Origin of the sequence: Pseudoalteromonas sp. UG3-2, assembly GCF_037120705.1 — a bacterium.
Taxonomy (GTDB): domain Bacteria; phylum Pseudomonadota; class Gammaproteobacteria; order Enterobacterales; family Alteromonadaceae; genus Pseudoalteromonas.
This window is the reverse complement of the sequence record NZ_JAWLJU010000002.1, coordinates 2,916,537-2,928,832: the sequence shown is the minus strand read 5'-3', so window position 1 is coordinate 2,928,832 and position 12,296 is coordinate 2,916,537. Positions and strand designations below refer to the sequence as shown.

Annotated in this window: 13 protein-coding genes; 1 reads left to right on the top strand and 12 read right to left on the bottom strand. The window is 46.9% G+C overall.

The genetic code is table 11. The features are described 5' to 3' along the window. Positions 1-71: 71 nt before the first annotated feature. The 11 genes from R3P39_RS16225 to trmJ form a co-directional block, all read right to left on the bottom strand. Positions 72-1,214: a phosphotransferase enzyme family protein gene (locus tag R3P39_RS16225; protein ID WP_336568784.1), complete on the bottom strand. Its 1,143-nt coding sequence runs from the start codon at positions 1,212-1,214 to the stop codon at positions 72-74. Beyond that, positions 1,192-2,073, bottom strand: coding sequence for a nucleotidyltransferase family protein (locus R3P39_RS16220; RefSeq protein WP_442962048.1), 882 nt, complete (start codon positions 2,071-2,073; stop codon positions 1,192-1,194). Before R3P39_RS16220 ends, R3P39_RS16225 begins: the two co-directional genes overlap by 23 nt. A 93-nt stretch (positions 2,074-2,166) precedes the next feature. Beyond that, a complete protein-coding gene (locus R3P39_RS16215; protein WP_336568783.1) occupies positions 2,167-3,600 on the bottom strand; it encodes an NAD-dependent succinate-semialdehyde dehydrogenase in 1,434 nt (477 codons plus the stop codon). A gap of 96 nt (positions 3,601-3,696) precedes the next feature. Next, positions 3,697-4,035, bottom strand: a complete 339-nt coding sequence (fdx, locus tag R3P39_RS16210) for an ISC system 2Fe-2S type ferredoxin (protein ID WP_336568782.1) — start codon at positions 4,033-4,035, stop codon at positions 3,697-3,699. A 1-nt stretch (position 4,036) separates the two neighbouring features. Continuing rightward, on the bottom strand, positions 4,037-5,899 hold the full coding sequence (gene hscA / locus R3P39_RS16205; RefSeq protein WP_336568780.1) for a Fe-S protein assembly chaperone HscA: 1,863 nt from the start codon (positions 5,897-5,899) through the stop codon (positions 4,037-4,039). A gap of 41 nt (positions 5,900-5,940) precedes the next feature. Further along, on the bottom strand, positions 5,941-6,465 hold the full coding sequence (hscB, locus tag R3P39_RS16200; protein WP_336568778.1) for a co-chaperone HscB: 525 nt from the start codon (positions 6,463-6,465) through the stop codon (positions 5,941-5,943). Positions 6,466-6,525: 60 nt separating this feature from the next. Continuing rightward, on the bottom strand, positions 6,526-6,849 hold the full coding sequence (gene iscA / locus R3P39_RS16195; RefSeq protein ID WP_336568776.1) for an iron-sulfur cluster assembly protein IscA: 324 nt from the start codon (positions 6,847-6,849) through the stop codon (positions 6,526-6,528). 9 nt (positions 6,850-6,858) lie between these two features. Then, positions 6,859-7,242: a Fe-S cluster assembly scaffold IscU gene (iscU, locus tag R3P39_RS16190; RefSeq protein WP_336568774.1), complete on the bottom strand. Its 384-nt coding sequence runs from the start codon at positions 7,240-7,242 to the stop codon at positions 6,859-6,861. A 60-nt stretch (positions 7,243-7,302) separates the two neighbouring features. After that, positions 7,303-8,517 (bottom strand): IscS subfamily cysteine desulfurase, encoded by a 1,215-nt coding sequence (locus R3P39_RS16185; RefSeq protein WP_336568773.1) that lies wholly within the window; start codon positions 8,515-8,517, stop codon positions 7,303-7,305. 23 nt (positions 8,518-8,540) lie between these two features. Further along, positions 8,541-9,032, bottom strand: coding sequence for a Fe-S cluster assembly transcriptional regulator IscR (gene iscR / locus R3P39_RS16180; RefSeq protein WP_336568771.1), 492 nt, complete (start codon positions 9,030-9,032; stop codon positions 8,541-8,543). A gap of 267 nt (positions 9,033-9,299) precedes the next feature. Continuing rightward, entirely contained in the window at positions 9,300-10,031 is a 732-nt protein-coding gene (trmJ, locus tag R3P39_RS16175; protein ID WP_336568769.1) for a tRNA (cytosine(32)/uridine(32)-2'-O)-methyltransferase TrmJ, read from the bottom strand. A 211-nt stretch (positions 10,032-10,242) separates the two neighbouring features. Here trmJ and suhB point away from each other — a divergent pair, with 211 nt between their 5' ends. Beyond that, on the top strand, positions 10,243-11,046 hold the full coding sequence (gene suhB / locus R3P39_RS16170) for an inositol-1-monophosphatase (protein ID WP_336568767.1): 804 nt from the start codon (positions 10,243-10,245) through the stop codon (positions 11,044-11,046). A 73-nt stretch (positions 11,047-11,119) separates the two neighbouring features. On the opposite strand, the gene R3P39_RS16165 is transcribed toward suhB, so the two are convergent. Continuing rightward, entirely contained in the window at positions 11,120-12,295 is a 1,176-nt protein-coding gene (locus tag R3P39_RS16165; RefSeq protein ID WP_336568765.1) for a mandelate racemase/muconate lactonizing enzyme family protein, read from the bottom strand. Position 12,296 lies beyond the last annotated feature (1 nt).

Sequence of the window (12,296 nt, the reverse complement as noted above, 5' to 3'; positions counted from 1 at the left end):
GCGATAAAACAAAACCGCCCCGTAGCTGATGTTACGAGGCGGTAGTAAAACGCGAGAGGGCATACGAAAAGTTAGATGGCGTTAATTATCGCCGCTAAACGTGGCTCTTTTTCCACCACACTTAGGTAAAGCGCAAACTGGTTTTTCGCTCTGTCTAAATTGTGCTGACTATGGTGAGTGGCAAAGTAGTTATCGCCATCCAAGTAATCGGTGAGAAAGCGCAGGCCAATCATAAATGGCATAACCTTCGCGCCCAATAAAAAGCTTTCTCGCTCAGCCGCGGTGATACTGTTACGCAAAGGAGCAATATACCCCTCTGCCAAAGCGGCAAAAATATTTTCCCGCACGGCAACCTTGTCCAATGCCGTTGAATCTTCTTCTTCGGGCGAGCAAAAGGTTCTTACCATATCACCAAAATCAAATAGCCAGTTTCCCGGCATACAAGTGTCTAGGTCGATCACCGCTCGCGCTGACCCATCTTTGGTGGAAAACAGCATATTATTGATCTTGGTATCGTTATGACAAGCGCGTAACGGCACCTTTGATTGCACTTGTTGTAACTGTTCAGCCAAACCAAAGTGCTGTTGAAATTGCTCGATAAGCGCTGTGCAGTGCTGGGCTCGGTGATGTTTATCAGCAGCCAGTACCTCATTAAAGGCATCGATCCGCATGGCTAGGTTATGAAAGTCAGGGATAACATGGTGTAACTGTCGAGCGTCAAAGTCATTCAGTGCGTGAGAAAATCGCCCAAAAGCACTGGCTGCGGTTTTGGCTTGCTGCTCACTGGCCACCACATCTTCACTGTAGCTGCTACCAATAAAGACCAAAGCGCGCCAATAGTCCTCACCGAGCTGCACTAAGTATTGCCCTGAGTGAGTGGCAACATGCTTGATAATCGCAAGGCTATAACTGCCATTAAGTGCTTTTTGCGTCAAATGCTTTTCAATCGCTCGGGCATTTTCCACTAACTGTTGCGGTGCAGGAAATACCTTGGTGTTAAGCTTTTGTACCACCAAAGATTGATGACCATCCTGTAGCAACATAGTGGTATTAATGTGGCCATTACCAATGTGCTTCATCCAGGCACGCTCACTGTTTAGCCCAAACTCATTGGCCAGTATCTGTGCCACAGACTGGTATGCCTTATCCGCTTCTTTAAGGGTGGTATCAAATGGCTCTGAACCCAGAGCGCTATCTTCCCTGACGTGATTCATAGATTTTTCTCGCGACAATGTCTAACTCGTTTTTATAGGTTACTCCGTACCAAGGTGAGCTAGCTTGGTAAACCCAAACTATTTCAGTGCCTTTTTCGATACAGCTTTGAATGCAATCTGGTAAATAATACTCTTTTTTGACATCGTTGTCATAATTCTCTAAGAAGTCATAAAAGCCCGCTTCTAAAGCATCAAACAAACTTGGCAAGATCCCCCAACAGGTCATAGAGGCCAGTGCAGAGGGTGCAATATTAATGACCGTTTGGTCAACATTTCCTCGTAACGCTTGCGACTCTTGACGAATATCGGTTACCTCCACTACCGATTGTAGTTTGCCCTCACTTACCTGACAAATCCCACGATTTACTCCCCCTTGTTGCGATAAGGTCTGGGTAATGGGGTAGCCAACCATCGCCATACTGTGGTGGTGCTTAAAGTGCTCCACCAGCGAGATAAACGCATCAGGACCATAATAATCATCGGCGGTGATGACAATGGCAGGTGTATTAACGTAGGGCTTGGCACACAATAAAGCATGTCCAGTACCCCAGGGTTTCTCCCGCTCTGTACAATAACGTTCGAATGGCGGTGGCACTTGAGTAAGAGATTGTTCAATCAAGGTAACGTTAATGGCTGGCGGTAAGCGGGGTAGCACTCGAGACTCAATGGTGTCACGCACTCGCGCGTTAATGATAAGGTATACCTCCTGAACACCAGCCTGGTGGGCGTCCAAGATGCTCAGCTCCATAATACTTTTGTTTATTCTCGCCAACTCAGCAACCTGCTTATCGCCACCAAAACGACTGCCTAAGCCGCCGGCAAGAATAATTAGTGCTGGGCTATTATCACTTTCCATCATTGATAAAACATCAAAATTTAACCAGGCGCACTAGTGTACTGAGGTTTCCTCGAGATTAAAAGTGTGGCAAAAAAGTGAGTAGCCTCTGGCTGGCTACTCGAACTTTTGACATAAGTACTTCACTTCTTGATATTCCAGCAATCCTTCTTGCGCCCCTTCACGGCCCAGTCCCGAGTATTTCATGCCGCCAAATGGTGCCATAGGATTCGATACCATGCCTTCGTTAATGCCTATCATGCCATATTCTAGCCGTGTACTAACACGCTGAATTTGATTCATATCTTGCGAATAAAAGTAGGCTGCCAACCCCTCTGGCACGCCATTGGCCAGTGCCAGCGCTTGTTGCTCATCAGCAAAATCAATGATGCTGACAATGGGAGCAAAGATTTCTTCATGGTAAATACGCATACTGTCATTCACCCCAGTTAGGATCATCGGCGCCATAAACTGCCCCGACAGCGCGTCACCTTGGTAATGCACTTTCGCACCTTTATCTAGCGCATCCGCCAATAAATCTTGTGCTTTTTCCTTGGCTGCCATCGATATCAAAGGACCAATGTCGACCCCATCTTCGAGGCCATTGCCCACTTTCAGCTCACTGACTTTCTGCGTCAGTGCTGCCAATACCTTGTCTTGAATATCTTGCTGCAGCAAAATACGGTTGGCAGCCACACAGGTTTGTCCGCCATTTCTGAACTTGGCTGCCATTAGCCCTGAAACCGCACTTTCGACATCCGCACTATTAAAAATAATAAACGGTGCATTGCCCCCTAACTCCATTGAGGTACGTTTTACTGTCTCTGCGCACTGTTTTAATAATGCACTGCCCACCGCCGTGGAGCCGGTAAAAGTCAATTTTCGCACCGCAGCAGACTCGGTAAGATGAGAAACCAATGTTTTCGAATCGTGAGTCACCAGCACTTGTAAGGCCCCTTTTTCCATCCCGGCCTGGATGGCAAGCTTGGCTAAGGCCAGTGCCGCCAATGGTGTTTTTTCCGAGGGCTTCAAAATAAAACTGCAACCTGCGGCGTAAGCAGGAGCCACTTTGCGGGTGATCATGGCTAATGGAAAGTTCCAAGGTGTGATCCCAAGCACCACGCCAACGCCTTGTTTAATGGTGTGCAGTTGATGACTGGTGGTGTGGCTTGGGATCACTTGGCCATAAGCTCTTTTCGCTTCTTCGCTATACCATTCGATAAAGCCGGCAGCATAGTCGACCTCGCCTTGGGCTTCCGATAAAGGCTTCCCTTGCTCTTTGGTGACTAGCTCAGCCAACTCCTGACGATGCTCAACCACTAACTCAAACCACTTTCGTAATATTTGGCTACGCTGCTTTGCTGTGGTGTTACTTAACCCATTAAAGGTTTCTTGAGCCGCGGCTAGAGCTTCATCAGCGCCTGCAGGATCGGTATCAGACACTTTGGCCAAACACGCTCCCGTAGCGGGGTTGTGAACCTCAACAAACTGCTCACTTTGATAAGCTTGACCATTTATAAGCGAATATTCTGGGTTGTTGCAAAGTGACATATTACTCCTCCTTAAAAGGCAAAAAGCCGTAGTGTGACAACTACGGCTTTTTTGTTGCTTGACTGAATTAGTATAGCGACTAAATCAGATCAGATATTAATGCTCTTCATTAACGATATTGAGATTGTACTTGGGTATTTCAACCACTAAGTCTTCATCTTTGATAATCGCTTGGCAACCTAAGCGCGACTCAGCTTCTAGTCCCCATGCTTTGTCGAGCATATCGTCTTCTAACTCGTCGCTTTCATCGAGTGAGTCAAAACCCTCACGGATCACCACGTGGCAGGTGGTGCAAGCACATGACTTCTCACATGCGTGGGGAATGCTGATGCCATTTTTTAGCGCAACATCCAGTACGGTTTCCCCTGCCGGCGCTTCAATGGCAGCACCTTCTGGGCATAACTCTTCATTAGGTAAAAAGATAATTTGTGGCATATTACACCTCGTCTACCGACTGCCCTTGCAGTGCCTTTTTAATTGACTGATCCATGCGTCGTGATGCGAAATCACTACTGGCATTATCTACTTCTTCAATCACTGATTTAATTTCATCTGGATCTTGCGCTTGCTGACGTACATTTGCAAGTTTATCCATTGCCGCGCGCAGTGTCGCCAACTCAGTGTCAGACAACAGTGCCGAATCAGCAGCAAGTGAAGCTTCAAGTGCCTCTAACACGCGTAGCGCTTCAACCTGTTGCTCTTTGAGCATGCGCGCTTGCATGTCATCTTTGGCATTGGTCATCGACTCTTTCAGCATGTTTGCGACTTGATCATCACTCAAACCAAACGAAGGTTTCACTTGGATTTCAGCTTGTACGCCGGTTGACTTTTCTTCTGCTGAAACACTCAGTAGGCCATCGGCATCGACTTTAAAAGTGACGCGAATGTGCGCCGCACCAGCAGCCATTGGTGGAATACCTTTGAGGCTAAACTTGGCAAGGCTACGACAGTCGTCAACCAGCTCACGTTCCCCTTGCAACACATGCAAAGACATGGCTGTTTGGCCATCTTTAAAGGTGGTGAACTCTTGCGCTCGAGCCACTGGGATGGTGGTGTTACGAGGAATAATTTTCTCTACCAGTCCACCCATGGTTTCCAGCCCTAGCGACAAGGGTAAGACATCCAATAACAGCATGTCTGAGTCAGGCTTATTACCGACCAAAATATCTGCTTGGATAGCGGCACCAAGCGCCACAACGCGATCTGGATCAATCGAGGTAAGCGGCTCTTTTTCGAAAAAGGCACCCACTTCATCACGCACCACAGGCATCCGCGTTGAACCACCCACCATAACCACTTGCAACACTTCTTCATTGCTAACATCGGCATCTTTTAACGCCCGGCGACATGAGCGTAGCGTCTTTTTCACCAACGGCATTGCCATTTGCGCAAACTCATCACGAGTAATGGTAACCATATGCTGCTGTTCACGCACAGCAAGCTCAACGTTTACCGTTTCATAGCTGGAAAGGGCTTCTTTACACGCCTTAGCTTTATTGATGAAGAGTCTTAACTCATTCGGGTTTAGGTCAAACAGTTGCGTTTGCTGCTTAAAATAATCCACCAATAGGGCGTCAAAGTCATCGCCACCTAGGCTAGAATCACCGCCGGTAGATAACACCTCAAATACGCCTTGGTTAAGACGCAAAATGGAGATATCAAACGTCCCCCCACCCAAGTCATATACTGCGATCACGCCCTCTTGGCCAGAATCTAAGCCATAGGCCACGGCAGCAGCGGTGGGTTCGTTTAATAAACGTAATACATTTAAGCCCGCCAGTTCAGCAGCATCTTTAGTACTTTGACGTTGTGCGTCATCAAAATACGCAGGCACCGTGATAACGGCACCCATCACATCTTCGCCGCCAAAGCTTGCTACGGCGCGTTGATGTAGGCTTTTTAAAATTTCAGCGGACGCTTGAACTGGGCTCACAGCACCACTTTGAGTGGCAATCGCTAATGCGCCATCATGTTCGACAAATTGGTAAGGCAATTGACCATAGCTTTGCTCAATTTCGGCTTGCGTCTTACCTAAAAAACGTTTTACTGAAATCAGGGTGTTGGTGGGATCTTCGGCAGAAGCCGCTTGAGCAGCGTCACCGACAATAATGCCTGAGTCGGTATATCTCACCACCGATGGTAGCATGGGCTTGCCATTGTCATCGCTCAGTGTTTTGCTTTCACCACTTTGCACCGTCGCGACAAGCGAGTTGGTAGTACCTAGGTCAATACCAATTGCTAATTTATGTTCATGAGGTGCCGCGCTTTGCCCCGGCTCAGCAATTTGCAATAATGCCATAATGCTCTTTCACTTCTACGGTTGCTGACGGCTAAGCGCCATCAATCGAATAATTCATCTTCGATACGCGCTAACTCATCGCGCAGTTTGTACACAAACTTTAGCTTTCTAATATTGTCTGCTGCAGCGTCTAAATCGGATGGTGTTTCACTTTGCAGTTGCTGTGCTAGCGAAGCACTAAACTCTTTATCTAATGCTTTGATTTGCTTTTCAAAGTCAGCGATGGCGCTATCGGGATCCGAGGCCGAAGAAAGCTCTTCTAAGGCTTCTCTTAGCTCCATTTGCTGCATCAAAAACTGTGGATCTTGTAAGGTTTGTTGCTCAGCACGAATATCCACCCCTTTTTCACTTAACATATATTCAGCACGTTTCACGGGGTGTTTCAATACGGCCAATGCATCATTGATCTCGGCGGTTTTCTGTACCGCTAGCAGTTTTTCACGCTCGCCTTTACCGGCAAATCGATCGGGATGAACGGCACGCTGTAATTCTAAGTAGCCCTTGTTCAGCTTCTCGATATCGACTTGGTAATCGACGGGTAAATCAAATAATTCAAAATAACGCATACATACCTAATATAGAAAAGCCCCACCAAGGTAGGGCTTTAAGCTAATCACTATATTCAATTATACGGTGAAGCTTTCGCCACAGCCACATTCGTCTTTTTGGTTCGGGTTGCTGAATTTAAACCCTTCGTTCAGACCTTCTTTGGTGTAGTCAAGCTCTGTGCCATCGATATAAACTAAGCTTTTAGCATCGACAATGATTTTCACGTCTTTGTCTTCAAAGACTTCATCGCCTTCGTCTAATTCATCAACAAACTCAAGAACATAAGCAAGACCTGAACAGCCTGTGGTTTTAATACCAACGCGCAGCCCGATGCCTTTTCCGCGATTGTTTAAAAAGGCTAATACACGATTAGCGGCTGCATCTGTTAACGTCACTGCCATAATATTCTCTTACTTCGCTTGTTTACTCTTGTAGTCTGTGATTGCTGCTTGAATAGCATCTTCGGCTAGAATTGAGCAGTGAATTTTCACTGGTGGCAACTCAAGCTCCGCACTGATGTCGGTGTTCTTAATGGTTGCCGCTTCTTCTAACGTTTTGCCCTTCACCCACTCAGTTACCAGTGATGATGAAGCGATGGCGCTACCGCAGCCATAGGTTTTGAATTTTGCATCTTCAATAACCCCAGTGTCAGACACCTTGATTTGCAGCTTCATTACGTCGCCACAAGCTGGTGCACCAACCATACCGGTTGCAACACTTGGGTCATTTTTGTCTAGCACACCCACGTTACGTGGATTTTCTACATGGTCGATAACTTTATCACTGTAAGCCATAACTATTTCCTCACTACCTGCTTGTGGCTGGAGTCAGTCCAGCCAGCGGCTAAAACTTGCTTAGTGGTGCGCCCACTCAACGCTATCTAGGTCAATCCCCTCTTGGTGCATTTCCCAAAGCGGTGACATTTCACGAAGGCGACCAATTGAATCTTTAATCAACTTGACGGTGTAGTCGATTTCTTCTTCTGTGGTGAAGCGGCCAATACTGAAGCGAATTGAGCTGTGTGCTAATTCGTCATTACGACCCAGTGCACGTAAAACATAAGATGGCTCAAGGCTTGCAGATGTACATGCTGAACCAGATGACACCGCAATGTCTTTAACGGCCATCAGTAGGCTCTCACCTTCAACAAAGTTGAAACTGATGTTGACGATACCTGGCACTGATTGGTCGATTGCACCATTAAAGTACACTTCGTCCATGTCCATGATGCCATCCAGTAAACGCTTACGTAACGCACTGATATGCTCATGGTCTTTATCGAAATCTTGTTTTGCAATACGGCAAGCTGCACCCATACCAACGATTTGGTGCGTTGCTAAGGTACCAGAACGCATACCACGCTCATGACCACCACCGTGCATTTGCGCTTCTAGGCGAGCACGAGGCTTACGGCGAACATAAAGTGCACCAATGCCTTTCGGGCCGTACACTTTGTGGCCTGAGAACGACATGAAATCCACTTTCAGGCTTTGTAAATCAATTTTCACTTTACCTGTGCTTTGCGCTGCGTCGACGTGGAACATGATTTTGCGTTCGCGACACATTTCGCCAATGGTGGCGATATCTTGAATCACGCCAAGCTCATTGTTAACGTGCATCACGCTCACTAAAATAGTGTCATCACGCATTGCCGTTTCTAATTTTTTCAGATCAAGTAGACCGTTTTCTTCCACGTCCATATAGGTCACTTCAAAACCTTGGCGCTCTAATTCGCGGCAAGTATCAAGCACAGCTTTGTGCTCAGTACGTACGGTAATGATGTGCTTACCTTTTTTCTTGTAGAACTGCGCCGCACCTTTAATGGCAAGGTTGTTTGACTCAGTTGCGCCTGAAGTGAAAACGATTTCGCGCGGATCGGCGTTGATTAAATCGGCGATATCGTTACGCGCCTGATCGACCAGTTCTTCTGCCTGCCAACCAAAACGGTGTGAACGAGAAGCTGGATTACCAAAGTTACCATCCATCGTCAGGCAATGCATCATCTCGTCTGCAACACGCTGATCAACCGGAGTGGTTGCTGCATAATCTAGATATATCGGTAATTTCATTTATCTCTCCGCTTAACGTCAACCTATAGTTGACAGCTCACTTGAATATTGTCTAATTGCTCGATCACCTGCTTTACGCGATGATCTTGTCGCTTGGCTACCGTTTGCACATCAGCATCTGCGACTAACTCGGCTAGGGAAATACTATTTAAAAACTCTTCTATTCGCACACTCAGGTCGGACCATAAAGAGTGAGTAAGACAACGCATGCCGCTTTGGCAGCCACCGCCTTCCCCATGACAACGTGTGGCGTCAACTGACTCATCCACCGCACCAATAACATCACCAACGGAAATGGTATGCGAATCGCGGCCTAGTAAATAACCGCCGCCTGGACCACGCACTGAGCTTACTAACCCATGTTTACGTAGTCGGGCAAATAATTGTTCAAGGTAAGATAGCGAAATCTCTTGTCTATCAGAGATATCAGCTAACGACACAGGGCCGATACTAGCGTGTAACGCAACATCTAACATTGCTGTTACGGCATACCTGCCTTTCGATGTTAATTTCATGCATGACCCCCGTTATTTTACCAAGACGCAAATTTTAATTACTTGACTAAGATAGTCAAGTATTAACCCCTTCTGGAGCCCAGATTCTGCGCTCTTGGAGATGCTTACCTGTAATACCTGAGTAAATTAATCAAGTATTAGCTTCATTTTAATTACCTGAGTAATTTAGTCAAGTATTGTTGCTGAAGTTTTGTCCGCAATGTCGGCTGGGCTAGAAAAGCACAATTGGCTGACGACAGAGCGTCGCCAGCGCTGCGGTAAAAGGCCTTATTGCTTTTTAGCCGACTTATCAATTGAGCTTAAAATGCCGCGCAAAATATTAAGCTCTTGATCTTCCGGTCTGGCACGATTAAATAGTCTTTTCAGCTTGGTCATTACCATGCCGGGATGCTGTTTGATGATAAACCCGGTATCGCCAAGGGTACGCTCTAGGTGCTCATAAAATAGCTCCATCTGTTTTGACGATGGATAAACCGTATCACCTGCTTCTTCAGCGGGTTGCTCAAGGGAGTCTAAATAGGTCATGCGCGTTTCATAGGCGAGGGTTTGCACCGCCATGGCTAAGTTTAACGAGCTGTATTCTGGATTGGCAGGAATGCAAACGTGATAGTTACATAACTGCAGTTCTTCGTTGGTTAAGCCGCTGTTCTCACGACCAAACACTAACGCCACCGGACCGTGCTTTGACTCACTGACGAGCTTTTGGGCGCAGCCTCTGGGATCGACCATGGGCCATGACAGCGTTCTGGAACGAGCACTGGTGCCAATAGTGAGTGCACAGTCCGCAATCGCTTCTTGTAAGGTATCGACCTGCTGAGCGCTACCTAAGATATCGGTCGCACCAGCCGCCAATGCACTTGCATGGCTATCCACTTCACATGCAGGGTCAACTAAGTAGAGTTTAGACAACCCCATGGTTTTCATCGCTCGAGCAACAGAGCCAATATTGCCTGAATGTGAGGTGTTTACTAATACAATACGAATGTCTTCTAATGCCATTACCTGATTCTCAAACAAAAATAATGGCGAATTGTAGCACAGCTCCAACTGATCTCACTAAGATAGCCGCGGATAAATAAAAATCGATACAGGGCAAGGGAGTACAAAAAACAACCAGGTTTTTTTGTGGTTTTATGTTTACTTTGCAGCAAAAGCCGCTAGAATACGCCGGCTGAAATATCCTGTTCTTTTACAACCTAAAGGTAATGCTATGCATCCAATGTTGAACATTGCGGTACGCGCTGCGCGTAACGCGGGTAAGATTATTCTTCGTGCCAGTGAAGATCTGTCACGCGTTGAAGCCTCACAAAAAGGCACCAATGATCTCGTTACAAATATCGATAAAGAAGCGGAAGTGGCTATCCGTGACACCATTTTAAAATCTTACCCTGACCACGCAATTATTGGCGAAGAACTTGGCCTTCAAGAAGGCAAAGATGCAGATTACCAATGGGTTGTAGATCCTCTTGATGGTACTACTAACTTTGTTAAGGGTATCCCTCACTATGCGGTTTCTATCGCACTAAAAGTAAAAGGTCGCGTAGAGCAAGCCGTAGTGTATGATCCAATCCGCGACGAGCTTTTCACCGCTTCACGTGGTCAAGGTGCACAGCTTAATAACAAGCGTATTCGTGTTTCTAAGTCGATTGAGCTACAAGGCACTGTTATCGGCACTGGATTCCCGTTTAAACAAAAGCACCACATGGACGCTTACCTAGAGGCATTCAAAGCACTATTTGTACACACTGCTGACATGCGTCGTGCCGGCTCTGCAGCGTTAGATATGGCGTACGTTGCTGCTGGTCGTATGGATGGTTTTTTCGAAATCGGCCTAAAACCTTGGGATACCGCGGCAGGCGAGCTATTAATCAAAGAAGCTGGCGGCATGGTGACTGACTTTGCCGGTGGTGCTAACTACAACCGCAGTGGCAACATCATTTGCGGCGCACCTAAGCTTTGCCAAGCCATTGTAAAAGAAATTCGTCCAGTATTAACCGAGTCTCTGTTGAAATAACAAACCTAGTTACTACTAAAAAAACCCAAGCCTGAGCTTGGGTTTTTTTGTTTCTATTGAATACGCTCGGGGGTTACTTAATTTCCACTCGAGAGGAGCGCATCACCACTTCATCGTTCAGCTCAATGCCAAGCCCTGGTTCCTCAGACACTTTGAAGATGCCTTTGTGTGGCTGCGGATCTTGCAAGCATAATTCACGGTTCCACTTTTTAATCGCATAAGTATGGTGTTCATGAATTAAGAAATTCGGGATCGCGGTTTCTAAGTGTAACGCCGCGGCTGTGGCTACAGGGCCACCGCAGACGTGTGCTTGTATTCGAACATCAAAGATATCGGCGTAATCACATACCTTTTTGGTCTCGGTAAAGCCACCACATAAACCAATGTCTGGCTGTAAAACGTCAATACTTTGATCTTCAAAATAAGGGCGAACACCCCAACGGTTGTACAAGCGTTCACCACCGGCAATGGGCACAGCCGTCTTGTTAGCGACTTTAGCATGCAGAGAGTGGTTGAGGTAATTAACCGGCTCTTCATAGTACATGCAGTCAAATTCTTCGGCGATGTCGGCTATTTGTATGGCAGACGTGGCACCCGGTAGACTGTGACACTCAAAGATAATGTCAACCTCGTCGCCAACGGCCTCGCGAATAGCCTTCATACGAGCGCGGTAGAGTTTCATTTCAGCACGAGAAATAAGTTTCGTGCGATCATAATAAGTGTTGCCATGCTTGTCGTATTGAATTGGGTCGACCTTAACCGCATCATAGCCTTCTGCGATAGCTTTATGCGCCGCCTCAGCGTATTCATGGGGTTCAACCAGCGCTTTAAACTCCTGATCCCAGTCAAATTGCAATTGCGACGCATAGGTACGCAACTCTGAGTTCACTTTACCACCTAACAGCTGATAGACCGGCAGTTTTAGTGCTTTGCCTTTAATATCCCAAAGTGCGGTATCGATAGCTGACATAGCGGCATAGACCACCGGGCCACCACCGAGTCCCCAAAAGCTCTCGCGCAGCATCCGCGACCACAACAGCTCGGTTTGAAACGGGTCATGGCCAATTAAAAATGCCTCGGCCATTTCTTTTATCATGCTCGCCGCCGCGCTGTGTCCAAGGTCATACGCCAGACCCGCTTCCCCTACGCCAGAGATACCCTCATCAGTGTGAATACGCACAAACACTGGGGTCCACGCTGGCCTGTCGGGGCAATGGATATCAAATACTTCTACGCGATTAACTTTCATA

Coding starts and splice junctions, on each gene's coding strand:
- R3P39_RS16225 (WP_336568784.1), bottom strand. CDS start 1,214: ATGAATCACGTCAGGGAAGATAGCGCTCTGGGTTCAGAGCCATTTGAT.
- R3P39_RS16220 (WP_442962048.1), bottom strand. CDS start 2,073: ATGATGGAAAGTGATAATAGCCCAGCACTAATTATTCTTGCCGGCGGC.
- R3P39_RS16215 (WP_336568783.1), bottom strand. CDS start 3,600: ATGTCACTTTGCAACAACCCAGAATATTCGCTTATAAATGGTCAAGCT.
- fdx (WP_336568782.1), bottom strand. CDS start 4,035: ATGCCACAAATTATCTTTTTACCTAATGAAGAGTTATGCCCAGAAGGT.
- hscA (WP_336568780.1), bottom strand. CDS start 5,899: ATGGCATTATTGCAAATTGCTGAGCCGGGGCAAAGCGCGGCACCTCAT.
- hscB (WP_336568778.1), bottom strand. CDS start 6,465: ATGCGTTATTTTGAATTATTTGATTTACCCGTCGATTACCAAGTCGAT.
- iscA (WP_336568776.1), bottom strand. CDS start 6,849: ATGGCAGTGACGTTAACAGATGCAGCCGCTAATCGTGTATTAGCCTTT.
- iscU (WP_336568774.1), bottom strand. CDS start 7,242: ATGGCTTACAGTGATAAAGTTATCGACCATGTAGAAAATCCACGTAAC.
- R3P39_RS16185 (WP_336568773.1), bottom strand. CDS start 8,517: ATGAAATTACCGATATATCTAGATTATGCAGCAACCACTCCGGTTGAT.
- iscR (WP_336568771.1), bottom strand. CDS start 9,032: ATGAAATTAACATCGAAAGGCAGGTATGCCGTAACAGCAATGTTAGAT.
- trmJ (WP_336568769.1), bottom strand. CDS start 10,031: ATGGCATTAGAAGACATTCGTATTGTATTAGTAAACACCTCACATTCA.
- suhB (WP_336568767.1), top strand. CDS start 10,243: ATGCATCCAATGTTGAACATTGCGGTACGCGCTGCGCGTAACGCGGGT.
- R3P39_RS16165 (WP_336568765.1), bottom strand. CDS start 12,295: ATGAAAGTTAATCGCGTAGAAGTATTTGATATCCATTGCCCCGACAGG.